This is a genomic window from Bradyrhizobium sp. th-b2, assembly GCF_000426785.1.
Taxonomy (GTDB): Bacteria; Pseudomonadota; Alphaproteobacteria; order Rhizobiales; family Xanthobacteraceae; genus Bradyrhizobium; species Bradyrhizobium septentrionale.
In genome coordinates, this window is record NZ_KE384570.1 from 1 (window position 1) to 24,220 (window position 24,220).

Below are 24,220 nucleotides of genomic sequence, written 5' to 3' on the forward strand. Positions count from 1 at the left end.
GATGGCCGTGTCGAGCAATTCCTCGTTCGCCCCGGGGATCTTGTGGCCCAGATCATGCGGCCGGCCGGAATCCTGATACCCGACGAAGCCGGCCGGAACAGCTTGCAGGCGGGGTTCGGGCAGATCGAGGCCCAGGTCATGAAGCCCGGCATGGTCGCGGAAGCCACATGCATCTCGAAACCCTGGGTGATCATTCCGCTGGTCGTCACCAGCGTGCAGGATTTCATCGCCGCCGGCCAGTTTCGGGCTACCGAGCTGTTGATCGACCCGCAGAGCCTGCAAAAGCCCGGCTCGATCCTCGTGTTCCTTGAGCCGCTCTACAAGGGCGGCCTTGACGGCGTGACACCGGGCAGCAGTTGCATCGTCAATGCCTACACCAGCAACCATGACGTGATCGCCGATCCGAAAACCGGCGCGTTGAAGGGGTTTGCCCTGCACGTCGTCGACGCGACCGCACTCGTTCATGCATTGCTGCTTCGGATCCAGGCGCTGCTGCTGCCGATCCAGACGCTGGTGTTGAGTGGTCACTGACGGGCGCGAACAGGGAGACGGGAGATGAAACCGGACGGCAAGCGTCGCGTAATAGTGCTAGCGGGCATGATGTTCGTATTGCCGGATTGCGCGCACGCGTTCGATCTCGCCGGCGCCTGGGCCACAAGCGCGGACCAATGCGGCAAGGTGTTCGCCCGCAAGGGCAGGGCGAACCAGGTCACGTTCACGAATTTCTCCGGGATCTATGGCGGCGGGTTCATCGCCGAGGCCGATCGCCTCAGGGGCAAGTTCGAGAACTGCAAGATCAAGTCGCGCAAGGATGATGGCAAGGACCTCAATATCATTGTGAGTTGCGCTTCGGGGATCATGGTGTCCAACGTCCAGTTCTTCCTCAAGGTTGTCGACGACGACACCATCACGCGCGAGTTTCCGGGCGTCGAGGGGATGCAGGTCTCCTATCATCGCTGCAAACTCTAGCGGAATGCAGCCTTTGACCAATCTCTGCGGCCCGATATATTGAGCGTTGTGAAGCAGAATCCGGTCAACGCCGGATTGACCGAGTGACGCTCCGTGGATCCTAGCAGTTTACCGAGGTCGTTGCGCATCGCCCTGGTGGCCGGGCTCGTTTTGATGCTCGGGGGTGCCAGCTTATTGGCCTATCGCTGGTATCTTCGGCCGACAACGCTCACCGTCGCCGTCGGTTCGCTCGATGGCGAAGCGAACAAGCTCATTTCGGCGATCGCCGGCAAGCTCACGGAGTCGAAAGCCACAGTCCGGCTGCGCCTGGTCCAGACCACGGGGCCGCTCGAGTCTGCCGCTGCGTTCGCGTCCGGAAAGGTCGATCTTGCGGTGGTGCGCGGCGATGTCGGCGACCTGTCGCAGGCCCAGGCCGTGATCGTGCTGGCCCACGCCGTCGCACTGATCATTGCTCCGCCCGGTACTTCGATATCTGACGTGACGGAGCTGAAGCGCGCCACTCTCGGCGTGATCGGGTTCGAGGCCAATCAGAAGCTGATCAAGGTGTTGTCGGACGAATACGATCTCGCGCGCGCGGGCGTGACGTTCAAGCCGCTGTTGCCATCGGACGCGCGCCGGGCCCTGGAGGCCAAGGAGGTCCGCGCCATCCTGGTCGTGATGCCTCTGACCGAGAAATATCTGTCCCTGCTGCGAGGCGTTCTCCCGCAAAATTCGCGAACCGGGCCCGTGATGATTGCCATCGAGTCGGCGGGCGCGATCGCCGAAAAGGAGCGGGCCTACGAAAGCTTCGACGTGCCCAAGGGAACATTGCGGGGTTCGCCGCCAATTCCCCCCGACGACCTGACGACGCTGCGGACCTCATTCTACCTGGTGGCGCAGAAGAAGCTTGGCAACGATCTGATTGGCGACTTGACCCAGTCGATCATGACCGCCCGCCACAATTTGCTCGCTGAGTTGCCGGGGCTGGCGCAAATCGCGACGCCCGACACCGATGCAGATGCCTACATCCCCGTGCACCCGGGCGCCGCCGCATTCTACGAAGGGACCCGGGAGAGCTTTCTCGATCAATGGGGAAATGCGATTTTCCTGGCGCCGATGATCGCGGGCGGCCTTGCATCGGTGCTCGCCGCGGCCTGGAAGTTTCTCCGGCCGGTCGAGGCACCGAGCCGCCAGGAGGCGCTCGACATGCTTTACGCGCTGGGGCCGCGGATCCGGGCGGCCGAGCTTATGCCGGAGCTGGAAGCGATCGAGCGCGAAATCGACCAGGTGCTGCGGACGCAGCGTAAGCAGCCGGTCGGGGACGACCAGGCCGAGCGTGCCGTCACCGCGGTGAACGTTGCGGCCCATCGGCTCGAGAACCTGATCCATGATCGCCGTGCCCATCTTGCGTCGCAGCAGCCGGGCCCGGCCGGAAGCTGAGCGACGCTTTCCTTGATCTCGATCAAAGGAGGGACGCGGCCGTGGCCGATGCTGTCGACCGTCGGTGTCGATGGAGGTCGCGATGTTCCGTTGGGGCAAGATTCTGGTTGCGATTGCGCTGGTATCGGCCATTCCCGTCGCTGCGGTGGCGCAAACCGCCGACAAGCCGCCAGCGCAGAGTAGTCAGCCACAGGCAGCCGCGCCGACAGCGCAGCCGGCTGACAAGTTGTTGAAGCCCGAGCAGCTCGAAGCGTTGGTCGCGCCGATTGCGCTCTATCCCGACGAGCTGCTGGCCAACGTGCTGGCGGCGTCGACATACCCACTGGAAGTTGTGCAGGCCGATCGCTGGCTGAAGGAGCGCAAGAATCTAAAAGGCGATGCGTTGAAGACCGAGGTCGAGAAGCAGGCCTGGGACGACAGTGTGAAGGCGCTTGCGAGCACGCCCGACGTTATTTCGATGATGAGCGAAAAGATCGATTGGACCAAAAATCTGGGCGATGCGGTGCTCGCGCAACAACCGGATGTGATGGATGCGATTCAGCGGTTGCGGTCGAAGGCCTATGACAACAAGAAACTGGTGACGACCAAGCAGCAGAAGGTCAGCGTTCAAACACAAGAGAACAAGCAGGTGGTCGTAATCGAGTCGGCGGATCCGAATACGATGTACGTGCCCTATTATGAACCGGCCACAGTCTACGGCACCTGGCCATACGCGGAATATCCACCTGACTACTTCGGGTATCCGTCCTATATCGGCGCGGGCGTCATCGCGACCGGCCTGGCGTTCGGCGCGGGATGGGCAATTGGCCGTTGGGGCAACTACTGGGGCGGCGGGTGCAACTGGGGCAACCGCAACGTCTACGTCAACCACTACAACCGGGTGAACAATATCGGCAACAGCTGGCAGCACAACCCTGCGCACCGGCAAGGCGTCCGCTACAGCAACACCAACGTCCAGCAGCGGTTCGGCGGCAATAATGTGAAGGCCGGCGTCTCGGACCGAATGGATTTCCGCGGCCGGGACGGACAGCAAGTGCTGCGTCCGAACCAGGGAGCCGGAGATCGGGCAGGTGATCGAGCCGGAGATCGGGCGGGTGATCGAGCAGGAGATCGAGCGGCGGATCGTGCGGGTGACCGCGGTGGTGACCGCGGCGGAGATCGTGCCGGCACGCGCGATCGGCCTGGTGGCGGCGATCGCGCAGGTGCCTCAGATCGTGCAAAGGGCGGCGGCGATCGAGCCGGCGCAAAGGGGGGCGGCGATCGCGCAAAGGCTGCCAACCGCGGCAATGCCGGTAACCGCGCAGCTGCGGCCAATCGCGGTGGCGGCGGCAATCGCGGCGGTGCCATGAACGTGTCGTCCGGACGGGCAGCTGCGGCGGCATCGGCGCGCGGTCGATCGAGCATGGCCAGCATGCCGCGCGGTGGCGGCGGCGGAGCAAGCTTCGCCGGTCGTGGCGGCGGTGGATTCCAGGGTGGCGGCGGAGGCGGATTCCGTGGTGGCGGTGGAGGAGGCGGCGGCTTTCGCGGCGGCGGCGGACGGCGTTCCGACATCGCGCTCAAGCACGACATCGAACTGCTTGGATATCTCTCCAACGGCCTCGGTTATTACCGCTTCAGCTATCTCGGCAGCAGCAAATCCTATGTCGGCGTGATGGCGCAGGAAGTCGAGCACGTCATGCCAGCGGCGGTGACGCGCGGTGCCGACGGCTATCTCAGGGTCTATTACGACAAGCTCGGCCTCAAGCTTCGCAGCTACGACGAATGGCGTGCCACTGGTGCGAAGATTCCATCTCGGTCGGAGGCATCACAATGACAGGCTCTTCGTCCTTGCGATTGAATCGCATTGCTTCCGTCGGCATCGCTGCGGCAGCAGCACTCGCTCTGCTGCTGTCTCCGGCTCGCGCCCAGCAGGGCTTCCCCAATCCCGAAGACGCAGCGTCCGCCTTGGCGACCGCCGTCAAGGCCGGCACGAGCCGGGCCATGCTGAAAGTGCTGGGCCGCGATGCTGCCGACATCATTGAGTCGGGCGACGATGTCGCCGACGCCAATGCGCGACAGCGCTTCCTTTCGGCCTACGACGCCAAGCATTCGATCAGGGCCGACGACAATAAGAAGGCCACCCTGATTCTGGGGCCCGACGACTTCCCGTTCCCGATTCCCCTCGTCAACAACCGCGACGGCTGGAGCTTTGACGCGGCTGCGGGACGTCGCGAAATCCTCTACCGCAGGATTGGCAATAACGAGCTTGCTGCGATCCAGACCTGTCTCGCCTATGTCGACGCTCAGAATGAATATGCTGAAAAGGATCGCGGCGAGGGTGTGGGCGCCTATGCCCAGCGCATCGTCAGCAGGCCGGGCAAGACCGACGGATTGTTCTGGCGCGACGACAAGGACCCGAGTCCGCTCGGTGAGCTGGCCGCGCAGGCCGCGGCGGAGGGCTACAAGGTCGGCGAGCAGAGCGCGCCGTATCACGGATACTACTATCGGATCCTGAAAGCGCAGGGCTCCGACGCCCCGGGCGGCGCGCTGAACTATGTCGTGAAGGGCAAGATGATCGGTGGATTTGCACTGGTCGCCTATCCCGCCGAATACGCCAATTCCGGCGTCATGACGTTCCTGGTCAACCACGCAGGCACTGTCTATCAAAAGGATCTCGGCTCACGCACCGATTTCCTCGCCTCGCGCATGATCGTTTTCGATCCGGATCACACCTGGAAGAAGATCGACCTTACAAATCCCTGAGCTCAGAGGGGCCGCAGCGATGCGATGCACGATCCGTCCCGTCATACTGGCGCTTGCGGCGATGATCCTGTCGGTCACGCCATGCTCCGCACAGGCGACTGGCCATGTCCAGGTCAAGTTCGTGAAGGCAGCTCTCGTCGTGGGTGGTGGCGGCGGGAGCGGCACGCTCACCTACCGTGGGCGGCACTATCGGTTCATCGTGTCCGGCTTCAGCCTCGGCTTAAGCGCGGGTGCGTCGGTGACCTGGCTGGAAGGCACCGCCTCTGGCATCAGGGAGGTCAACGATTTCGCCGGCAGCTATACGCTGGTCGGAGGAGGCGGCGCATGGGCTGCCGGCGTGGGCGGCGTGAGCATGCGAAATGAACGCGGTGTTCTGCTTACGCTCAAAGGGCCGAAAGCAGGACTGGAATTTGCCGCAAACCTCGGCGGGCTCACAATCTCGTTGCGGTGAACTCGAGCTGTATTCAGCCTATTCTCTAGGGAGAGGCTCGGAAAAGCGAAAACGCTCCGGCGCGTAGCGCTGCTAACTCGGGCGAGCCACGATTGGCCTGAAAACCGAAAAAGCCCGCCTCTCGGCGGGCATTTTCGTTGTTGAGTGCACCTTGGATCGTGCGCTTCGCTGCTCAAACCTCAGATCATGGAGTTGAGCAGCTCGCAGCCGCCTCCGCCGCCACCTCATCCGCATTCGGATCGGCCGCCGCGGTCGCCCAGGCGAGTTCGACGAGGGTCACGGTCCGCCGGCCGGCGCCGTCGAGCTGGCAGACGATCAGGCCCTGTTCCTCGATATAGGTCAAAAGATGCCGGGCGCGGCGCAGCGAGTGGGTGCCGTAGGCGCGTGCGATCGCGGCATCGCTCGGGCAGGGCCAGCCCTCCTTCGCGGCGCGGGCGATCATCATGAAGACGCCTTGCATGTCCTCGGGCAGCAGCGCGGCGCGCATCGAGACATCCTGCCACGCGTCGTCTTCCGCCATCTCGGTGCCGAGCCCGGCGCGGGCGCGCGTCAACATGCGGCGGAAATCGGTCAGCTCCGGCACGACGGCGCCGAGCCCTTCGATGCGGCAGCGGACCACGAACTCCTGATACAGCACGCCGATGGCGCGGAAGCCGGCGTCGGGTTCGGCGAGGATGGCGCGCAGGATACGGTCCAGCCGCTCCCGCCGCTCGGTCAATTGCTCGGCGCTGAGCGGCGGCTCCGCGGCTTCGGGACTTGGCTCCGGCGCCGGCTGCTTGGCGGCCATCAGCTGGCTGAGCAGGTCCGGCGACGGCGCCCGGCGCGACGGACGCACGGTCTCGGGCGGCGGCGCTGCCAGGATGATGGCGCGCGCGTCCTCAAGTGCTGCTTCCGGCAGCGGCATCAGCCGCGGCGCCGCGTTGCGCGGCTGCGTGTCGGTTGGACCGATGCGCAAGCCGAGCGGGCGGCGCGAGAGCGCGGGTCCAAGTGCCATGAACTGGCCGCGCTCGAGGTCGCGGAAGGCTTCCGCCTGCCGCCGCTCCATGCCGAGCAGGTCGGCGGCGCGCGCCATGTCGATATCGAGGAAGGTGCGGCCCATCAGGAAGTTGGACGCCTCGGCCGCGACATTCTTGGCGAGCTTGGCGAGCCGCTGGGTTGCGATGATCCCGGCAAGGCCGCGCTTGCGGCCGCGGCACATCAGGTTGGTCATCGCGCCGAGCGAGAGCTTGCGCGCCTCGTCGGTCACTTCGCCCGCAACCGCCGGCGCGAACAGCTGCGCCTCGTCCACCACCACCAGCATCGGATACCAGTGGTCGCGGGGGACCTCGAACATTCCGCCGAGGAAAGCCGCCGCCCGCCGCATCTGGTTCTCGGCGTCGAGCCCTTCGAGATTGAGCACGGTGGAGACGCGGTGGATGCGCACGCGCTCGCCGGCGACCTGCAGGCTGCGCTCGGTATGGTCTTCGGCGTCGATGACGAGGTGGCCGAAGCGCTCGGCCAGCGTGACGAAGTCGCCTTCGGGGTCGATGATGGTCTGCTGCACCCAGGGCGCGCTCTGTTCCAGCAGCCGGCGCAGCAGATGGGATTTGCCGGAACCCGAATTGCCCTGCACCAGGAGGCGCGTCGCCAACAGCTCCTCGAGGTCGATGGCCGCCGAAGCGCCGGCCGTCGTCTGTCCCATCTCGATCGCTACGGTCATCTGCCCCGACTCAAATCATCCTTGCGGAGACGCGGCTTAACAAGCCGATCGCGCCCCGTCGAGCGAACCGCGACATCATCCCCAGGGACGGCCGGGAGGTGGACAAGCCGGAAACCGTTCACTGCGAGGGGTGCCGAGTCGCTGCGGCGGCCCGGCGCGCGCAAGATCGATCGTGCGCGGTCGCCCCGGTCTACTCCGCCGGCTTGGCGGCGGCCGGCGCTTTCGCCGGCGCCTTGTCGACCTTCTTCGACCACGAGCGGTAGTAAGCCAGCGCGGTCATCAGCACGATGCCGACAACGCTGACCAGGATCTGCATCCAGATGCTGCCGGAGACCTCGACCAGCAAGACATGCGCGATGACGGCGAGGAAGACGCCGGAGCAGAACACCTCGAGCGACTGCTGGCCGCATTTGAGCATCGGCTGGAACATCGGCCATTCGTATCCAGGCCACTCGCGCGGCAAAAAGCGCGTGACGAAGAAGGCGAGCACGATGAAGTGCAGCACGCGATAGGGCGCGAGGTTGGTCTTGTCGTTCGGGTTGAACGCATCATAGAGCCAGGCCGGCATCGCCTGGCCGAGCTCCGGGAAGCGGCCCGCCAGCGTCATCACCAGCGCGAACAACAGATAGGCGCCGCCGAGCCAAAGGAAAGCGCGCGAGCGGATGAACGAGATCGACTCGCTGGCGCCGCCGAGCGCAAACCATCCGCCGAACACGAACAGGAACTGCCAGCAGAACGGGTTGAAATACCATGTACCGGACGGATAGGCCGGCAGGTTCCAGCCGAAATGCCGTGCGGCGAGATAGAGCAGGAACGAGGCCAGCAGCGTCAGATTGAGCTTGCGCAACATCGCCCACAGCACCAGCGGATAGCAAACCATCAGGGCGATATAGAGCGGCAGCACGTCCATGTTGACGGGCTTGAACGCCAGCAGCAGGCCCTGATAGAGCGTCTCGGCCGGGTTGTGCATGAAGCCCGCGACGTTGAATTCGTTCTCCAGGTTGGGGTCGTGGTAGCGCTGGGAGAGATAGCCGATCTCGGCGATATAGATCACGAACAAGAGGACGTGCGCGACGTAGATCTGCCAGGCCCGCTTGATCAGGCGGGTGGCGCCGATCACGGTGCCGCGCTCGAGCATCATCCGCGCATAGACGAATGATGCGGTGTAGCCAGAGATGAACACGAACAGGTCGGCCGCGTCGCTGAAGCCGAAATTCTTCTGCGTGATCCAGTTCACCGCATTGTTCGGGATATGGTCGAGATAGATCGCCCAGTTGGCGAAGCCACGCAAGAGATCCAGGCGATAGTCGCGGCCGCGCGGCGGCAGGACAGCCTTGACGTCCATCGGTTCGTTCCCTTCCCCAACCTCGCGCATTCCGCAAAGCGCGCGCACACAGCATCATACTAGAGCAGGATCAGCATAGTTGTGTAACGGTTTTAGAAAGATCATGCTCGGATGAGAACCGCCATGCCGGTTCGTTCAGTGCTTAGGATGGGTAGAGCGAAGCGAAACCCATCACTCCGTGCCGGCCTAACGAATGATGGGTTTCGCTGCGCTCTACCCATCCGAGAGAGCTGGGGCCGCACACCCGCACAACTAACGCCGAACGAACCCGTTGTGCAGCGTGGTGAACAGCGCCTTGCCCTTCTTCACCAGATCGTATTTGCGGCCGTAGAGCAGCCAGACCGCGGTGAGGTGGCACATCCCGCCCATCATCAGCGACATCGCGGTGTAGGGGTCGAGGTTCCTGCGATAGGTGCCGGCGCGGCTCGCCTGCTTGAGCAGCTGCACATAGAGCAGCGCGTATTTGTCGACCGCCTTCTTCACCCGCGGCTCGGCGGCAAGCACGCTCGGCCATATCTCCAGGAAGAACACGCGGCCCCAGCCCGGGTTGTCCTTGATGTACTGGAAGTTGGTCAGGAAGATGATGCGGAGCTGTTCGACGGGGTCGCCACCCTTGACCAGCAGCGGTTCGGTCTTCTGATACAGCGCCTCGAAATTGCCCGCGGGCACATCGAGCACCAGCGCGCGCTTGTCCTCGAAATAATCATAGAGGCTGGAGAGCGGCACCTTGGCCGCCGCGGCGATGTCGGTGAGCGAGGTGCCATCGATGCCTCTCTCGCCAAACAGCCTGGTGGCTGCCGAGAGAATCTGCTCGCGCCGGTCGCGGCTGCGTTGTTGCTTGAGCTTGAGTATCGTCCCCGAAGCCACTTCCTTCTCCAAGAGCGCTTTCGAGCGAAGCCTGTCCCGGACTTGATCCGGGATGGATACCGGCTCGCGCAAAGAAACGCGTCAGAACAAGAATCTCCCATCCCCGCAAAACACTAAGACAGCGGAAGTGGATCACCAAGGACAATTGCAACATAAATGGAAGAGGCTGTTGTCAGATGGTTGCGTTGCGCCGTTCATGGTTGCGGAATGCATTGCGGGCGATGATCTGGCGCATGATCTCGGATGTGCCATCCAGAATTCGCACCACCCGTGTTTCCCGCCAGATACGTTCGAGCGGCAGGTCCTTGGAATAACCGGCACCGCCGAACAGCTGCATGGTCATGTCGGCGACGCGCTGCACCATGTCGGCGCCGGTATATTTGGAGAGCGCCGCCGCGGCGGTACGCGCGGCCGCGTCGCCCTGGTCGTAACGCCAGGCCGCCTCATAGGCGACGAGGCGCGCGGCGTGCAGCGAACTCGCCATGTCGGCGATCTGCCACTCGATGCCCTGATGGTCGCGCAGTTTGCGTCCGAATGTTTCCCGCTCGGAAACATGATCGAGCGCATAGTCCAGCAGCTGGCTCGCCGCGCCGACGCAATAGGCGCCCCAATGCGTGCGCCCGGCATCCAGGCACCGCATCGCGATGGCAAATCCTTCACTCTCCTGGCCCAGCAGATTCTCGCGCGGCACGCGGCAGCCCTCGAAGATCACCTCGGCATGATCAGAGCCGCGCCCGGCGGCCATCTCGACCAGGCGGCCGATGCGCAGGCCCGGGGTCTTCGCATCGACGACAAAGGCAGCGATGCCCTTCGCGCCGGCAGACGGGTCGAGCGTGGCGAATACGGTGAAGACGCCGGCGACCGGCGCATTGGTGATGTAGGTCTTGCTTCCGTCGAGCACGTAATGATCGCCGTCCCGCCGCGCCCGGGTCTGGATACGGGCGGCGTCGGATCCGGCGTTCGGCTCGGTTAGGGCGAAGGCGCCGATCACGCGTCCGCTGGCAAGCTCGGGCAACCATCGGTCGCGAACGGCGGGCTGTGCGTAGAACTCGATAGCCTTCGAGCCGATATGAACGTTCACCCCGCTCAGATAGTAGAAGGCGGTGTGGGCCTTCGCGAGCTCCTCGATCGCGATGCAGCTGCCCAGCATCGAGAGGCCGAGGCCGCTGAATTGTTTTGGCGTGTTGGTTCCGAACAATCCCATCCTGCGCAGGCCGGCCATGGCGCTCTCGGGCACCTCGCCGGTCGCCTCGATCGCGGCATCGTGGGGCTGCAACTCGCTGCGCACGAATTCGCGCACCCGTCCCTGCAGCACGCGCAACTCGTCGGGAAGCTGAAAATCCATGGGCTTGCTCAAAAATTCGAATAATCTTCGAAAAATGTGCGCCGTCATCCGGGAGATGTCAATATTTTGCGGGAGTGGCGAAGAAACGCGGCGAGAACCGGGATGTCGTCCACGACATTTTCCGCCGCAACTTCGTCGATTTGTTGCGGGATAAAACCACGAGTTGTGGGCAGGAAAGTTGTCACTGGGGAAAGAAAATGATGCTGCACTCGGTTCAATCAAGCTATTCCGCGCGATGGATCGCCGGCCTTGCCGCTGCCCTTGTCGTCGGGCTTGCGTCGCCGGCAGCGGCTCAAAGGGCCACCGACACCACGCTCGCCCGTGTGCTCGTGCTCGGCACAGGCGGCACCATCGCAGGCCAGGCCAGCGCGCGCGCCGGCAATGCCTATGACTCGGGCAAGGTCAGCTCGGCGAATCTGGTGGCGGCGATTCCGGGCATCGAAAATCTTGCCCAGATCTCGGCCGAGCAGATTTCATCGATCGGCTCGCAGGACATGAACGACAAGGTCTGGTTCGACCTCGTCAAGCGAATCCGCGCCGCGATCGACAACAAGGAGGTCGACGGCGTCGTCGTCACCCATGGCACCGACACGATGGAGGAGACGGCGTTCTTCCTGCAAAACGTGCTGGACACCGACATCCCGGTCGTGCTGGTCGGCTCGATGCGGCCCTCGACCGCGATCGGTGCCGACGGCCCGGCCAATCTCTATGAGGCGATGCGGGTCGCCTCGGCGCCGGAATCCCGCGGCCGCGGCGTGCTCGTGGTGCTCAACGACACCGTCCATGCGGCGCGCTGGGTGCAGAAGACCAACACGACCAGCGTCGAGACGTTCCGCTCGGCCGATGCCGGGCCGGTCGGCTATGTCGACACCGGCTCGCCGCGCTTCCTGCAGCCGGCGGTACCGGTCAAGAGTGCCAAGCTGAAGCTGCCGGATGCGCCGCCGCTGCCGCGGGTCGACATCATCTATTCGCATGCCAACATGGACGCCGCCGAGATCGAGGACGCGGTCAAGCGCGGCGCCAAGGGCATCGTGCTCGCCGGCGTCGGCGACGGCAATTCAACGAAGGGCGCGATCGATGCGCTGGCGGCCGCGGCGAAGCAGGGCGTCGTGGTCGTGCGCTCGAGCCGCGTCGGCTCGGGCTTCGTGAACCGCAACGTCGAGGTCGAGGACGACAAGCTCGGCTTTGCGGTCGCGCTCGATCTCAATCCACAGAAGGCGCGGGTGTTGCTTCAGCTCCTGATCGCCAACGGCATCACGGAGTCCTCGGCGGTTCAACAGGCATTCGCGCGGTAGACCGTTAGTTTTGACCCGCCGCCTGTGGGCCTCGCCTCCGGCGCTGCCTTTGCGGCGCGGCGCGCCGCGAGCAGCCGCGCGCGGGCCTCGGCGAGGCGCGACATCACGGTGGTCACTGGAATGCCGGTGACCTCGGCGATCTCCTTATAGGAGAGATCGATGACTTCGCGCAGCGCGATGACCTCGCCGAGCGGCGCGGGCAGTTCGTCGATGAGTTGCCGGATCGTCGGGGTGCCACGCGGGGCGGAAGTTCCATTCGTGCCGGCAGCATCCGCCGGCGTGCCGCGGCGGCCGGGCTTCTCGCCGAGCTTCTCCTGACAGACAGCTTTGAGGATCGCAAGCAGCCACGGCCGCACGGCCGGTCCACGCAAGCCGTCGAACTGGTGCAGGGCGCGCTGATAGCATTCCTGCACGGCCTGTTCGACGTCCGCCTCACTTCGCACCAGGACCTGGGCGAACGCATAGGCATCGTCGAGACACGGCAGTGCCGCGTCACGAAACTGCTGCGCGGTTTTATTCCCGGCTTCCGCATTTCGCATCATAGGGTTGCATCTCGTGAATAGCTTTACCAGCAATCGGCGGAGTGGTATCAGGCTCCCCGCCGGAGTCGTGGACCGTCGCGCCAAGCGTAGGGACAGGAACGACAAGCGCGCCCGACCTGCGCATATCTGGCAGAACGTGATCGTTCATCGCCTCGTTTCGAACGATCGGGCTTTCGGAGCACGGATCATGTCCGAGACGCAGGTGCCCAACCGGTTCTCGATTTTCCATCACGGACTGGCCAGGGGGCCGGCCTATGAGGCGTGGCGCGAGGGCATTTGCCGCGGCTTCTGCCGGCTCGATGTCGCACCGACCGACGACAACCGCATCGATTGCCACAACGAGTTCACGCTGCTGCATACGGTCGCGATTGCGACGCCACGCGGCGGCTCGGCCCGCTTTGCCCGCACCCGCGCCCTGCTGGACGACGGCTGTGACGACCTCGTCCTGATCTTCGCGACGCGCGGCATGGTGCAGGTCACACAGGGCAGCAAGGCGATCGAGCTGGCGCGCGGCCAGATGTGCCTCACCGAAATGAATATCGTCGGCACCGCCGATCTCACCCAGTCCGGCAGCTTTATGACGACGCGGTTTCCGCGGCGCCTGCTGCTCCAGGCGACGCCGTCGGTCGAGACGCAGCTGGCGCGGGCGCTCGGGCGCGACCCGGCCTTGAGCGCGATGATCGAACGCTATTCTGCGCTCTGCACCGACCTTGCCGGCGATCTCGACGCGCCGGGCCAGCAGGCGGCGGCGCATCATCTGGCGGATCTGGTCGGTCTCGTGCTCGGCAGCAGCGCCGAGCAGAAGGAACTGGCCGCAGGCGACGGAGTGGCGAAGACGCGGCTCGATCTGATGAAGGCCGACGTTCTGAAAAACCTCGACAACGGCAACCTCACGATCGAGGCCGTTGCGCGCGCGAATGCGCTGAGCACGCGGCAGGCGCAGCGCCTGTTCGCCTCCGCCGGGACCACGTTCTCGGAATTCGTGCTCGAGCAGCGTCTGCTGCTGGCGCGCCGGCTGCTGCTGCACGAACAGGGCGCCGGCCGCAAGGTCAGCGACATCGCCTATACGGCCGGCTTCAACGACCTGTCCTATTTCCATCGCTCGTTCCGCAGAAAATTCGGCGTCGCGCCGGCGGAGATGCAGATGGAACTGGGGCGCAGGCATTGAACGCCTCGCGCTGCTGACGTAGAGCGGGGACCGGCTTCATCCCAACGCGTGGCTTCTCCCAATGCCTATCTGGACCTGCGAACAATGCGGCGCGCAATTTCCTGAAACCGCGGCGCCGCCGCCGTCCTGCCCGATCTGCGAGGACGAGCGGCAATATGTGAACTGGAAAGGGCAGGCCTGGCTGACGCGCGAGGAGCTCGCCGGGCGGCATCGGCTGGTCTGGCGCGACGATCTCGGTCTGGTCGGGATCGCGCTCGAGCCGGCATTTGCGATCGGTCAGCGCGCGCTCCTGGTGCCGGACCGCGGCGGCTGCGTGATGTGGGACTGCGTGCCGTTGGCAACAGCGGAGGCGATCGCGCATGTCAGGTCGCTCGGCGGCCTGAAGGCGATCGCGATCTCGCATCCGCATTACTATGGCGCGGTCGCCGACTGGAGCGCGGCGTTCGACAATGCGCAGGTCTATCTGCATGGCGACGACGCGCAATGGGTGACGCGGCCGCATCCGTCGATCGTGCCGTGGCAGGGCGACAGCCATCGCATCTCCGACGACATCCTTTTGCTGCGGGCCGGCGGCCATTTTGCCGGCGCCACCATGCTGCATTGGCGCAAGGGCGCCGACGGGCGCGGTGCGCTGCTGACCGGCGACATCGCGATGGTGGCGATGGATCGCCGTTCGGTCAGCTTCATGTATTCCTACCCGAACTACATCCCGCTCAATGCGTCCGCGGTCCGCCGCGTCGCGCGCGCGGTCGCGCCGCTGGCCTTTGAGCGGGTCTATGGCGCCTGGTGGGGCAAGAACATCGCCTCGGACGCCAAAGCGGCGTTCGATCGCTCGGTCGAGCGCTATCTCGCGGCGATCTCGGGCTGACGGTTCCCCCCGCTTGGCTTGCCAGGCGGCGCGATCACGCTATATCAGGGCTTTCCCGCCACCTGCGATTGTCCGAGTTTCCGCATGACCACGACTGCCGCCGCCGAATCCCAGCCGTTCCAGGCCGAGGTTGCCGAATTGCTGCACCTCATGGTGCATTCGGTCTATTCCGAGACCGATATCTTCCTGCGCGAGCTGATCTCGAACGCATCTGATGCCTGCGACAAGCTGCGTTACGAGGCGATCGCCAATCCCGGCCTGATCACCGACGGCACGCCGCCGGAGATCAGGATCGTCCCGAACAAGGCCGCCGATACGCTCGCCGTGGTCGATACCGGCATCGGCATGGAGCGTCAGGAGCTGATCGATAATCTCGGCACCATCGCGCGCTCCGGCACCAAGTCGTTCCTGTCGAAGCTGACCGAGGCCAAGGACGGCGCCAATCTGATCGGCCAGTTCGGCGTCGGCTTCTATGCCGCGTTCATGGTCGCCGACAAGATCGTCGTCACCAGCCGCCGCGCCGGCTCGGATGAAGTGTGGGTGTGGTCGTCGGAAGGCGGCAGCGGCTTCGAGATCGCGCCGGCCAGCGAGGCGGCCGCCGAGCGTGTCGCGCGCGGCACCGAGATCGTGCTGCATCTGAAAAAGGACGCCGCCAAATATCTCGAGGCTTACGAGATCGAGCGCATCGTCCGCGAATATTCCGACAACATCCAGTTTCCGATCCTTTTGGTGCCGGAGGAGGGCGAGCCGCGCCAGATCAACTCGGCGAGCGCGCTGTGGCAGCGCTCGAAGTCGGAGCTTTCGCCGGAAGACTATGCGCAGGCCTACAAGCAGATCGCAGGCGCCTTCGACGAACCGGCGATGACGCTGCACTACCGCGCCGAAGGCCGGCAGTCCTACGCCGTGCTGCTGTTCGCGCCATCGGCCAAGCCGTTCGACCTGTTCCAGGTCGAGCGCAAGGGCAAGGTCAAGCTCTATGTCCGCCGCGTCTTCATCGCCGACGATGCCGAGCTATTGCCGGCTTATCTCCGCTTCATCCGCGGCGTGATCGACAGCGAGGACCTGCCGCTCAACATCTCGCGCGAGATGTTGCAGAACAATCCGCAGCTCGCGCAAATCCGCAAGGCGGTCACCGGCCGGGTGATCGGCGAGCTGGAAACGCTCGGCGAGAAGGAGCCGGAGACGTTCGCAAAGATCTGGGACGCGTTCGGTCCGGTGATCAAGGAAGGCCTCTACGAGGATTTCGAGCGCCGCGAAAAACTGCTGGCGCTGGCGCGCTTCACCACGACGTCGGGCGAGAACCGCTCGCTGAAGCAAGTTGTCGACGACTTCAAGCCGAACCAGACCGAGATCTATTACCTCGTCGGTGACAGCGTCGAGCGGCTGAAGTCGAACCCGAAGCTGGAATCGGCGCGTGCCCGCGGCATCGAGGTGCTGCTGCTGACCGATCCGGTCGATGCGTTCTGGACCTCGGCGCCGCTCGATTTCGGCGGCAAGCCGCTGAAGTCGCTCAGCCAGGGCGATGTCGATTTCGGCTTGATCCCGCTTTCCGACGACAAGGACGACAACAAGGACGAGCCGGCCGCCGATGCCGCGACCACGATCGCAGTGATCAAGGATGCGCTCGGCGAGCGCGTCTCCGATGTGCGCGCCTCGCAGCGGCTGACCGCGAGCGCGTCGTGCCTGGTCGCCGGCGGTGACGCGCGCGATCGCGCGCTGGAGCGGCTGCTCGCCCAGCAGAACCGCGGCGCGATCACCAAACCGATCCTCGAGATCAATCTGCGTCACCCGCTGGTCGCAGCGCTCGCGACCGACACCGCGCAGGCCAAGGACCTGTCGCTGTTGCTGTTCGAGCAAGCGCAGATCCTCGACGGCGAGATGCCCGACGATCCGGCCGCTTTCGCGAGCCGCATGAACCAGCTCGTGCTGCGCGGCGTGGCGAAGTAGGGAAGATTCGTAGCTCTCTATCGCCGTCATCCTGAGGAGCGCGAAGCGCGTCTCGAAGGATGCACGGCCGAGCTGTTGCAGCGGGGCCGTCGTGCTTCGAGACGCCGCTTCGCGGCTCCTCAAGCATGACGGGACCAGGAGCATGGCCGCAGGCACGAGTTGACCCCGGATATCGCTTCCCTCAACCGGGCTACGCCTTCGTGAACAACGCAAATAGCGCCGCGCCGTATTCCGGCGCTTGACAGGTCGCGGCCGCGATGATGTTATGTTATAACATTACATAAATCCAGTGACCCATGTCCCGCCGCCGCCCATCCCTCCAACAACTGTTTGATCTCGATGCCAAAACTCCCCGTCACCATCTTGTCCGGCTTCCTCGGGGCTGGAAAGACCACTTTGCTGAACCAAGTCCTGAACAACCGCCACGGCCTGAAGGTTGCGGTGATTGTGAACGACATGAGCGAGGTGAACATCGATGCCGACTTGGTTCGCGATGGCGGTGCGAACCTGTCCCGGACTGACGAGAAACTGGTCGAGATGAGCAATGGCTGCATCTGCTGCACCCTGCGCGACGATCTCCTGAAGGAGGTGCGCGCGCTGGCCGAGAGCGGCCGCTTCGACTATCTGCTGATCGAATCGACCGGCATTTCCGAGCCGCTTCCGGTCGCCGCGACCTTCGAGTTTCGCGATGCAGATGGCCAAAGCCTCTCCGACGTCGCGCGGCTCGACACCATGGTCACGGTGGTCGACGCCGCCAATCTCCTGAAGGACTATGCCTCGACCGATTTCCTGACCCAGCGCGGCGAGGCGCTCGACGGCGACAAGCGCACGCTGGTCGATTTGCTGGTCGAGCAGATCGAGTTCGCCGACGTCGTCGTGCTGAACAAGGTCGATGCCGCGACACCGGCCGAGCGCGAGGCCGCGGCGACCATCGTGCGCGCGCTCAATCCCGACGCCGAACTCGTCGAGGCGAGTTTTGCCAAAGTCCCGTTCGACCGCGTGCTCGACACCGGCCGCTTCGCCTATGAGCGCGCGCAGCAGCATCCGCTCTGGCACAAGGAGCTCTACGGCTTTGCCGAGCATGTGCCGGAGACCGAGGAATACGGCATCACGAGCTTCGTTTATCGCGCGCGGCGCCCGTTCGATCCGGCGCGCTTCCACGGCTTCCTGTGCGAGAGTTGGGGCGGTGTGATCCGCGCCAAGGGCCATTTCTGGATCGCGACGCGCCCGGATTGGTGCGGCGAGATGAGCCAGGCCGGCGCGATCGTCCGCACCGAAGGCCTCGGCTCGTGGTGGGCGGCGATCCCGCGCGAGCGGTGGCCGGATCATCCGGATTGGCAGCTGATGATGCAGCGGAGCTGGAATGACCTCTATGGCGATCGCCGCCAGGAGCTGGTGTTCATCGGTGCGGGGATGAACGAGGACGATATTCGCCGCCGGCTCGATGCCTGCCTCGTCACGGGCCGGCCCGGCATGGACCCGCAGGCCTGGAAAAAACTGCGCGATCCGTTTCCGCCGTGGAGAAGGGCAGGCGAGGCGGCGTGAGTATCGGGCCACGCTGCTCTATCTCCGTCATCCTGAGGTGCCGCGAAGCAGCGTCTCGAAGGATCGACGGCCACGAGCAGGGCCGTGCATCCTTCGAGGCTCGCCCGGCGGCGCAAATGCGCCGCAAGGCTCGCACCTCCAGCGACAATGGCGAAGCCATTGCGCGGGGATGACGGGACTTGGCTCCTGCGGGCTACGCTTTCAAAACCCCGCCCCAACCTGCCGCGTATCTGCTAGAGAGATTCGTAGCAGGCAAACAACGGCGCGGCGTTGCGATGGCGGGCGGCAGCGAGATCTTTTACGGCAGCATTCCGGTGTTTCGCGGCTTCGCGCGCCTGATGGATCCGGCGCTGTATGCGCGGCTGCCCGATGACTGGACGGTCGGCGTCGCCGATATCGTTGAGTCGACCAAGGCGATCGCGGCGCAGCGCTACAAGGCGGTCAACATGGCCGGCGCCGCGGTGGTCGCCTCCGTCACCAATGCGCTCGATGGCCGCGAATTCCCCTTCGTGTTCGGCGGCGACGGCGCGAGCTTCGCGATCTCCCCCGCCGATCTCGACAAGGCGCGCGAGGCGCTGGCCGCGACCGCCCGCTGGGTCCAGGACGACCTCGATCTGGTGCTGCGGGTGGCGCTGGTGCCGATGGCGGCGATCCGCGCCGCGGGCGCCGATGTCCGCGTCGCGCGCTTCGGGCCGTCGGCCAATCTGTCCTATGCGATGTTCTCCGGCGGTGGCTTGGCCTACGCCGATGCCGCGATGAAGCGCGACGAGTTCGCGGTCGATCCGGCGCCGCCGGGCACGCAGCCCGATCTGTCCGGCCTATCCTGCCGCTTCGAGGTGATGCCCTCAGTGCGCGGCGTCATCCTCTCGGTGCTGGTGCTGCCGGCGAAGGACGCCGATCCCGCCGCCTTCCGCAGGGTGATCGAGGACATCGTCGTGCGGGTGGAGAAGAGCCCGGAGGCCGGACGGCCGGTGCCTGCAAGCGGCCCGCCGCTGCGCTGGCCGACGCAGGGGATTGAATACGAGGCGCGCGCGCGGCGCGGCGGCTCGCTCGCGCTACGCCGTGCCACGGTACTCGCGTTCACGCTGTGGGCCTACACGCTGATGCGGTTCAATATCCCGGTCGGCAAGTTCGTGCCGAAAAACTATGTGCGGCAGGTGGTCGAGAATTCCGACTTCCGCAAGTTTGACGACGGCCTGCGCATGATCCTGGATTGCACGCTGGAGCTCGCCGCCGAGCTCGAACAGCGCCTGGTCGCCGCGGCCGCGCAGGGCGTCGTGCGCTACGGCCTGCACGAACAGGATGCCGCGATGATGACCTGCTTCACGCCGTCGGTGATGCGCGCCGACCACGTCCACTTCATCGACGGCGCCCGCGGCGGCTATGCCTCGGCGGCGACCGTGCTGAAGACGCGTGCGGTGTAGATTCGGTCTGACCGCGAATCCGGTGCACCTCTCCCGCTTGCGGGGGAGGTCGGCGCGCGGAGCGCGACGGGTGGGGGCTCTCTCCACAATATGACTCGTGGAGAGAGCCCCCACCCCGACCCTCCCCCGCAAGCGGGAGAGGGGCGCAATCCCTTTGCGGTTGCTGTTCAGCTAGACTCTACCGTCCGACCCGGGTCCAGGTCTCGCCGCCGCACAGCGCGCCGACGCAGCCTTCGACGCGTAGCGTGCTCTCGCCGGTCACCGTGATGCTGCTCGCATAGGTGCCGCCGTCGTCGGCGTTGTAGATCTGGCCCGACCATTTGCCCGCGGCGACCGGATGCATGCCGGCGAACAGCGGCAGTCCGATGATCGGCCGGTTGGCCAGCGACGGATTGGGATTCTTGTTGTCGACCTGCGGCTTGCCGGTCATCGGATCGATCGGGTCGCGCAGGCTCACCACCACGCCGCAGATGCCGCCGCCGCATTTGCTGACCTTGACGCGGGCATCGCCCGCCTGCGTCTGCCAGACGCCGGCCGGCTCAGGCGCGCTTTGCGCATGCGCGACAGGCACGGCAAGCGCCGTCGCGACGATTGCGATCACGAGTCCGAATCGGCAAGCCATGATTGATCCCCCAGAAGGCCGGCCTGCATAACAAGTCGAAAGATTTCTGCAATGTCATATTTGCGCGATCAGGCGCGCGTCGTCTGGAAAATTTTCTTGCTCTTTTCCGGGAAGGTCATGCTCAGGCAACGCTCCGCGGCGTCGCGGTTTATCCCCAGCGGGTCAGCTTGATCGAGACGATGGTGGCGAGGCCGAACGCCACCATGGCACCGCCGACCAGCGCGAACAACGTCCAGGCCGGAGCGCTCACGGTAGCGAGCCACCAGCCGCCAATACCGACCAGCAGCAGGCGGATGGTGCCGGCCAGCACGGGGCCGCCGACCTTGGCCGCGCCTTGCGAGGAGAAGTAGAGGCAGACGCCGACGCCGAAGAAGCCGAAGGCCGGGCCGGCCAGCGCGAAATAGGACGAGGCGGCCGCGGTCACGCCGGGATCGCGGGTGAACAGCGCGATCCACAGCGTCGGCTTGACCGCGACCACAAGCCCGACCAGCCCGACGACGAGACCGGCGACGGTGCCGGCGGTCCACGCCACCTTGCGCGCCCGCGTCACCAGGCCCGCGCCGATCGCCATGCCGACCATCGGCACCGAGGCGACGCCGACCGCGAACGCGATCGGGATCAGCAAGAATTCCAGCCGCGAGCCCATGCCGTATCCGGCCAGCGTCTCGGTGCCGAAGCCCGCCAGGATTTTGGTGAAGATTAGGATCGTCAGCACGCTCTGCAGCGGCGACAGGCAGGAGATCGCGCCGACCTTGAGGATGTCGAGGAACATCGCGCGCTGGAAGCTGAACGCGGCGAAGTCGAGTTTGAGGTGGCTGCGGCCGCTGGCGAGATACCAGGCAAGGAAGATCGCACCACACGTGAAGGCCGTGAGCTGGCCCGCGGCGACGCCGCGCATGCCGAGACTGGGCATGCCGAACAGGCCGAGACCGAGCACGCCGCCGACCGCGATCTGGATCAGCGAGACGGTGATCAGCGTCATCGAGGGAATCCGCATGTCGCCGGTGCCGCGCACCACGGACGCCAGCGTGTTGACCAGCCAGATCGAGATCGCGCCGGAGAACAGCACCTGCGAGTAATGCATCGATTGCTCGAGCACGCCGCCGCGTCCGCCGAGCAGCGCGTAGAAGTTTTGGCCGAAGCCGAGCATCATCACGGTGAAGAACAATCCGGCGCAGGCGCCGATGATCGCCGCATGCAGCGCCAGATCGGCGGCGCGGTCGCGGTCGCCGGCGCCGAGCGCGCGGCTGATCGCCGACGAGACGCCGCCGCCCATCGCGCCCGCCGACATCATCTGCGTCAGCATCGCGAACGGAAACACCAGCGCGATGCCCGCCAGCGGCTCGGTGCCGAGCCGGCCGATATAGGAGGTCTCGGCAACCGCGACCAGGGTCGAGCCGAACATCGCGATGGTGTTGGGGATCGCAAGTTTCAGCAGCGTCGGCAGGATCGGCGCCGTCAGCAGATGATCGACCGGCACCGCAGGCGCGACCGCGGCGGGCCTGACGTCGTCGATCGAGGCGTCAATGGTCATGCGCTGATAACCTTCACCTCTCCCGCTTGCGGGGGGAGGTCGGATTGCATCGGAGATGCAATCTGGGTGGGGGCTCCCTCCTCGATGCGACTCGCGGTGATACCCCCACCCCAACCCTCCCCCGCAAGCGGGAGAGGGGGCGCAGTGTGCTCGCGGCCACAGTTCGAGGTCACTTGTGAAAACCCGTCGGCAATAAATGATGCTCGACATTTTACGGGCGGTGAGAAGCACTCGCCACCACCGCGCGCGCAGGGGTCACCACGGCAGGCCGCATAGGTCGATCTTGCCCTGGCGCGGCGCGCGGACGATGTCGTTGACGAACGGCGCCATCGCCTCGAAGCGGATCTGCCCCGACGGCTGTTCGCAAGTGACCTCGCCGGTGAAGGGATGCCAGCCGCGCGCCTGATAGAATGCGAAATTGTGCGGCTCGCAGAATAAGATTGCAAATTTCACCGCATCATTGGCACGAATGGTGTGCACGGCGGCGTCAAGCGCGAGCGACGCATAGCCGCGGCGCCGGCAGTCCTCGCGGGTCGAGACCCCGCCGATGCCGCCGACATGCACCTTGTGGCCGTTCCAGGTGATGGTCCGGAAGTAGATACCGACATGGCAGGCCAGCCCGCTGTCGTCGGGCGCATCGAGCAGCACGCGCAAATCCGCGTGAGCCCATTTGATGTTGGCCCATGGCTGTTTCTCGACGACATCTGGGCTCCAGACCGACCGCAGCAGAGGCTCGACGCGCCGCCATGACGCATCCCCGTTGAGAATGTCGATTTCGATACTCATCGCGGTGGGTCCTGGGCCTTGGGTGCTCGGCTGTGCCGATCTGTCATACACGATCCGAAAATGCGGTGTTTCTCCGCGATGGAACCTTCTATAAGGGGGACCCGTTAAGTGTAGTCTCCCACCCTCTGTTGGACATTACCCCATGACCTTCACGCTACCCGATCTGCCCTACGCCCACGACGCCCTTGCGCCCTACATGTCCAAGGAAACGCTGGAGTTTCACCACGACAAGCATCACCAAGCCTACGTCACCAACGGCAACAATGCGATCAAGGGGACCGAATTCGAAGGCAAGTCCCTCGAGGAGATCGTGAAGGGCTCGTTCGGCAAGAACGCGGCCGTCTTCAACAATGCCGGCCAGCACTACAACCACATCCACTTCTGGAAGTGGATGAAGCCGAATGGCGGCGGCAGCAAGCTGCCCGGCCGTCTGGAGAAGAAGATCAACGAGGATCTCGGCGGCTTCGAGAAGTTCAAGACCGACTTCGCCGCCGCCGGCGTCGGCCAGTTCGGCTCCGGCTGGGCCTGGCTGCAGGTCAAGGGCGGCAAGCTCGAGATCGCCAAGACCCCGAACGGCGAGAACCCGCTGGTCCACGGCGCGGTGCCGATCCTCGGCGTCGACGTCTGGGAGCACTCCTACTACATCGACTACCGCAACCGCCGTCCGGACTATCTGAAGGCGTTCGTCGACAGCCTCGTCAACTGGGACTACGTCGACGAGCTGTTCGGGAAGGCCGGCTAATCGCCGCGCTGTCATTCCGGCGCGATGCGGAGCATCGAACCCTCAAGGGCGCAATTGCGCCCCGAGAATCTCGAGATTCCGGGTCCGGTCCTGCGGACCGCCCTCAGGTGCGCAATTGCGCACCGGGGAATGACGATGTGAGAGTTTTGAACAAGGGCGGTAGCTTCGGCTGCCGCCCTTTTCGATTTGCGGTCCTTGCGACAATCGTGGCCTTGCGGCAAAAAGCGCGCATGGGGCAACTCGGAAGCTATCTCTTGGTCTTCTTCGGCGGCGGTCTCGGCGCGACGCTGCGCCAGCTGATCAACGTCACCTGCGCGCGCTGCATCGGCACCGCGTTTCCCTACGGCACCTTCATCATCAACATCACGGGCTCGACCGTGATGGGCCTGATCGCCGGCTATCTCGCCTTCAAGGGCGAGGCCTCGCAGCCCTGGCGGCTGTTCCTGATGACCGGCATCCTCGGCGGCTACACCACCTTCTCGGCCTTCTCGCTCGACACCGCCGTGCTCTACGAACGCGGCGAGCTCGGCCTTGCGGCGCTGTATGTCGCGGGCTCGGTCGTGTTGTCGATCGCGGGTCTGTTCGCCGGCCTCGCGATCATCAGGCATTTGAGCTGAGGCGCGCATATCTCCGTCATTCCGGGGCGCGTACAGTGTGAGTCAGAAATGACGGTGAGGTGAGCACGCTTCTCAGGCTCCCTCCCCCGCATCCGCCTTCGCCAAGAGGCTTCGGCGGACAAGAGGGGGGGGGGAACCCTGCCGCCGGTGGCTCCCTCACGCGCGCGTGCCACTGAGTTGCCCGACGGCGCAAGCCCCAGGAGCAAAAATATTTCGGTTTATCGGAATGGAAACTTAGTGTATGGTTCGCCCGTCTCACCCGATCGAGGGGCGCTTCGCGGTCGTCACGAACG

21 protein-coding genes and 1 pseudogene are annotated in these 24,220 nt (G+C 65.0%); 14 read left to right on the forward strand and 8 right to left on the reverse strand.

The window, feature by feature from the left end; all coding sequences use genetic code 11:
• The 6 genes and pseudogenes from K359_RS0149310 to K359_RS0149335 form a co-directional block, all read left to right on the forward strand.
• Positions 1 to 531 (forward strand): annotated as a pseudogene (locus K359_RS0149310) (HlyD family secretion protein); the annotation flags it as partial.
• A 24-nt stretch (positions 532 to 555) separates the two neighbouring features.
• Complete coding sequence (locus K359_RS0149315; RefSeq protein WP_245284979.1) at positions 556 to 969, forward strand: hypothetical protein; 414 nt, start codon at positions 556 to 558, stop codon at positions 967 to 969.
• 120 nt (positions 970 to 1,089) lie between these two features.
• Positions 1,090 to 2,388, forward strand: coding sequence for a TAXI family TRAP transporter solute-binding subunit (locus tag K359_RS0149320; protein WP_245284980.1), 1,299 nt, complete (start codon positions 1,090 to 1,092; stop codon positions 2,386 to 2,388).
• An 82-nt stretch (positions 2,389 to 2,470) separates the two neighbouring features.
• Positions 2,471 to 4,201, forward strand: coding sequence for a DUF3300 domain-containing protein (locus K359_RS0149325; protein WP_035978690.1), 1,731 nt, complete (start codon positions 2,471 to 2,473; stop codon positions 4,199 to 4,201).
• Positions 4,198 to 5,130, forward strand: coding sequence for a DUF2950 domain-containing protein (locus K359_RS0149330; RefSeq protein ID WP_029085468.1), 933 nt, complete (start codon positions 4,198 to 4,200; stop codon positions 5,128 to 5,130). The genes K359_RS0149325 and K359_RS0149330 overlap by 4 nt, the downstream gene beginning before the upstream one ends.
• Before the next feature lie 61 nt (positions 5,131 to 5,191).
• Positions 5,192 to 5,581, forward strand: a complete 390-nt coding sequence (locus tag K359_RS0149335) for a hypothetical protein (protein WP_035978692.1) — start codon at positions 5,192 to 5,194, stop codon at positions 5,579 to 5,581.
• Positions 5,582 to 5,765: 184 nt separating this feature from the next.
• On the opposite strand, the gene K359_RS0149340 is transcribed toward K359_RS0149335, so the two are convergent.
• The 4 genes from K359_RS0149340 to K359_RS0149355 form a co-directional block, all read right to left on the reverse strand.
• A complete protein-coding gene (locus K359_RS0149340; protein WP_029085470.1) occupies positions 5,766 to 7,280 on the reverse strand; it encodes an ATP-binding protein in 1,515 nt (504 codons plus the stop codon).
• Between the two features lie 190 nt (positions 7,281 to 7,470).
• Positions 7,471 to 8,625 (reverse strand): OpgC domain-containing protein, encoded by a 1,155-nt coding sequence (locus K359_RS0149345; RefSeq protein WP_029085471.1) that lies wholly within the window; start codon positions 8,623 to 8,625, stop codon positions 7,471 to 7,473.
• Positions 8,626 to 8,877: 252 nt separating this feature from the next.
• Positions 8,878 to 9,492 carry a TetR/AcrR family transcriptional regulator gene (locus tag K359_RS56840; protein ID WP_051346880.1) on the reverse strand — a complete coding sequence of 205 codons (615 nt, stop codon included), beginning with the start codon at positions 9,490 to 9,492 and terminating at the stop codon, positions 8,878 to 8,880.
• A gap of 172 nt (positions 9,493 to 9,664) precedes the next feature.
• Positions 9,665 to 10,837, reverse strand: coding sequence for an acyl-CoA dehydrogenase family protein (locus K359_RS0149355; RefSeq protein WP_029085472.1), 1,173 nt, complete (start codon positions 10,835 to 10,837; stop codon positions 9,665 to 9,667).
• A gap of 200 nt (positions 10,838 to 11,037) precedes the next feature.
• On the opposite strand from K359_RS0149355, the gene K359_RS0149360 reads away from it, so the two are divergent.
• Positions 11,038 to 12,132, forward strand: coding sequence for an asparaginase (locus K359_RS0149360; RefSeq protein WP_245284981.1), 1,095 nt, complete (start codon positions 11,038 to 11,040; stop codon positions 12,130 to 12,132).
• Here the strand turns inward: K359_RS0149360 and K359_RS0149365 are convergent.
• A complete protein-coding gene (locus tag K359_RS0149365) occupies positions 12,111 to 12,674 on the reverse strand; it encodes a sigma factor-like helix-turn-helix DNA-binding protein (RefSeq protein WP_029085474.1) in 564 nt (187 codons plus the stop codon). The genes K359_RS0149360 and K359_RS0149365 overlap by 22 nt on opposite strands.
• Before the next feature lie 187 nt (positions 12,675 to 12,861).
• Here K359_RS0149365 and K359_RS0149370 point away from each other — a divergent pair, with 187 nt between their 5' ends.
• From K359_RS0149370 to K359_RS0149390, 5 genes are all read left to right on the forward strand, one after another.
• Positions 12,862 to 13,842 (forward strand): AraC family transcriptional regulator, encoded by a 981-nt coding sequence (locus K359_RS0149370; protein WP_029085475.1) that lies wholly within the window; start codon positions 12,862 to 12,864, stop codon positions 13,840 to 13,842.
• 61 nt (positions 13,843 to 13,903) lie between these two features.
• Entirely contained in the window at positions 13,904 to 14,710 is an 807-nt protein-coding gene (locus K359_RS0149375) for an MBL fold metallo-hydrolase (RefSeq protein WP_029085476.1), read from the forward strand.
• Positions 14,711 to 14,794: 84 nt separating this feature from the next.
• Positions 14,795 to 16,657, forward strand: a complete 1,863-nt coding sequence (gene htpG, locus K359_RS0149380; RefSeq protein ID WP_029085477.1) for a molecular chaperone HtpG — start codon at positions 14,795 to 14,797, stop codon at positions 16,655 to 16,657.
• A 339-nt stretch (positions 16,658 to 16,996) separates the two neighbouring features.
• On the forward strand, positions 16,997 to 18,202 hold the full coding sequence (gene zigA, locus K359_RS0149385) for a zinc metallochaperone GTPase ZigA (RefSeq protein WP_029085478.1): 1,206 nt from the start codon (positions 16,997 to 16,999) through the stop codon (positions 18,200 to 18,202).
• 275 nt (positions 18,203 to 18,477) lie between these two features.
• Positions 18,478 to 19,626 (forward strand): DUF3095 domain-containing protein, encoded by a 1,149-nt coding sequence (locus tag K359_RS0149390; RefSeq protein ID WP_029085479.1) that lies wholly within the window; start codon positions 18,478 to 18,480, stop codon positions 19,624 to 19,626.
• A gap of 178 nt (positions 19,627 to 19,804) precedes the next feature.
• Here K359_RS0149390 and K359_RS0149395 read toward each other — a convergent pair whose 3' ends face one another.
• From K359_RS0149395 to K359_RS0149405, 3 genes are all read right to left on the reverse strand, one after another.
• Positions 19,805 to 20,248, reverse strand: coding sequence for a DUF2147 domain-containing protein (locus tag K359_RS0149395; protein ID WP_029085480.1), 444 nt, complete (start codon positions 20,246 to 20,248; stop codon positions 19,805 to 19,807).
• 148 nt (positions 20,249 to 20,396) lie between these two features.
• Positions 20,397 to 21,782 carry an MATE family efflux transporter gene (locus K359_RS0149400; RefSeq protein WP_029085481.1) on the reverse strand — a complete coding sequence of 462 codons (1,386 nt, stop codon included), beginning with the start codon at positions 21,780 to 21,782 and terminating at the stop codon, positions 20,397 to 20,399.
• A 255-nt stretch (positions 21,783 to 22,037) separates the two neighbouring features.
• Positions 22,038 to 22,568 (reverse strand): GNAT family N-acetyltransferase, encoded by a 531-nt coding sequence (locus tag K359_RS0149405; protein ID WP_029085482.1) that lies wholly within the window; start codon positions 22,566 to 22,568, stop codon positions 22,038 to 22,040.
• Positions 22,569 to 22,710: 142 nt separating this feature from the next.
• Between K359_RS0149405 and K359_RS0149410 the strand changes: the two genes are divergently transcribed.
• Together K359_RS0149410 and crcB are read left to right on the forward strand one after the other, a co-directional pair.
• Positions 22,711 to 23,310, forward strand: a complete 600-nt coding sequence (locus tag K359_RS0149410; RefSeq protein WP_021078629.1) for a superoxide dismutase — start codon at positions 22,711 to 22,713, stop codon at positions 23,308 to 23,310.
• A 230-nt stretch (positions 23,311 to 23,540) separates the two neighbouring features.
• Positions 23,541 to 23,927 (forward strand): fluoride efflux transporter CrcB, encoded by a 387-nt coding sequence (crcB, locus tag K359_RS0149415; protein WP_029085483.1) that lies wholly within the window; start codon positions 23,541 to 23,543, stop codon positions 23,925 to 23,927.
• Positions 23,928 to 24,220: the final 293 nt, after the last annotated feature.

What these genes read in the sequence shown, in the direction of transcription:
- K359_RS0149315 (WP_245284979.1), top strand. Translation starts at nt 556, where the DNA reads ATGAAACCGGACGGCAAGCGTCGCGTAATAGTGCTAGCGGGCATGATG.
- K359_RS0149325 (WP_035978690.1), top strand. Translation starts at nt 2,471, where the DNA reads ATGTTCCGTTGGGGCAAGATTCTGGTTGCGATTGCGCTGGTATCGGCC.
- K359_RS0149330 (WP_029085468.1), top strand. Translation starts at nt 4,198, where the DNA reads ATGACAGGCTCTTCGTCCTTGCGATTGAATCGCATTGCTTCCGTCGGC.
- K359_RS0149335 (WP_035978692.1), top strand. Translation starts at nt 5,192, where the DNA reads ATGATCCTGTCGGTCACGCCATGCTCCGCACAGGCGACTGGCCATGTC.
- K359_RS0149340 (WP_029085470.1), bottom strand. Translation starts at nt 7,280, where the DNA reads ATGACCGTAGCGATCGAGATGGGACAGACGACGGCCGGCGCTTCGGCG.
- K359_RS0149345 (WP_029085471.1), bottom strand. Translation starts at nt 8,625, where the DNA reads ATGGACGTCAAGGCTGTCCTGCCGCCGCGCGGCCGCGACTATCGCCTG.
- K359_RS0149355 (WP_029085472.1), bottom strand. Translation starts at nt 10,837, where the DNA reads ATGGATTTTCAGCTTCCCGACGAGTTGCGCGTGCTGCAGGGACGGGTG.
- K359_RS0149360 (WP_245284981.1), top strand. Translation starts at nt 11,038, where the DNA reads ATGCTGCACTCGGTTCAATCAAGCTATTCCGCGCGATGGATCGCCGGC.
- K359_RS0149365 (WP_029085474.1), bottom strand. Translation starts at nt 12,674, where the DNA reads ATGATGCGAAATGCGGAAGCCGGGAATAAAACCGCGCAGCAGTTTCGT.
- K359_RS0149370 (WP_029085475.1), top strand. Translation starts at nt 12,862, where the DNA reads ATGTCCGAGACGCAGGTGCCCAACCGGTTCTCGATTTTCCATCACGGA.
- K359_RS0149375 (WP_029085476.1), top strand. Translation starts at nt 13,904, where the DNA reads ATGCCTATCTGGACCTGCGAACAATGCGGCGCGCAATTTCCTGAAACC.
- htpG (WP_029085477.1), top strand. Translation starts at nt 14,795, where the DNA reads ATGACCACGACTGCCGCCGCCGAATCCCAGCCGTTCCAGGCCGAGGTT.
- zigA (WP_029085478.1), top strand. Translation starts at nt 16,997, where the DNA reads ATGCCAAAACTCCCCGTCACCATCTTGTCCGGCTTCCTCGGGGCTGGA.
- K359_RS0149390 (WP_029085479.1), top strand. Translation starts at nt 18,478, where the DNA reads ATGGCGGGCGGCAGCGAGATCTTTTACGGCAGCATTCCGGTGTTTCGC.
- K359_RS0149395 (WP_029085480.1), bottom strand. Translation starts at nt 20,248, where the DNA reads ATGGCTTGCCGATTCGGACTCGTGATCGCAATCGTCGCGACGGCGCTT.
- K359_RS0149400 (WP_029085481.1), bottom strand. Translation starts at nt 21,782, where the DNA reads ATGACCATTGACGCCTCGATCGACGACGTCAGGCCCGCCGCGGTCGCG.
- K359_RS0149405 (WP_029085482.1), bottom strand. Translation starts at nt 22,568, where the DNA reads ATGAGTATCGAAATCGACATTCTCAACGGGGATGCGTCATGGCGGCGC.
- K359_RS0149410 (WP_021078629.1), top strand. Translation starts at nt 22,711, where the DNA reads ATGACCTTCACGCTACCCGATCTGCCCTACGCCCACGACGCCCTTGCG.
- crcB (WP_029085483.1), top strand. Translation starts at nt 23,541, where the DNA reads ATGGGGCAACTCGGAAGCTATCTCTTGGTCTTCTTCGGCGGCGGTCTC.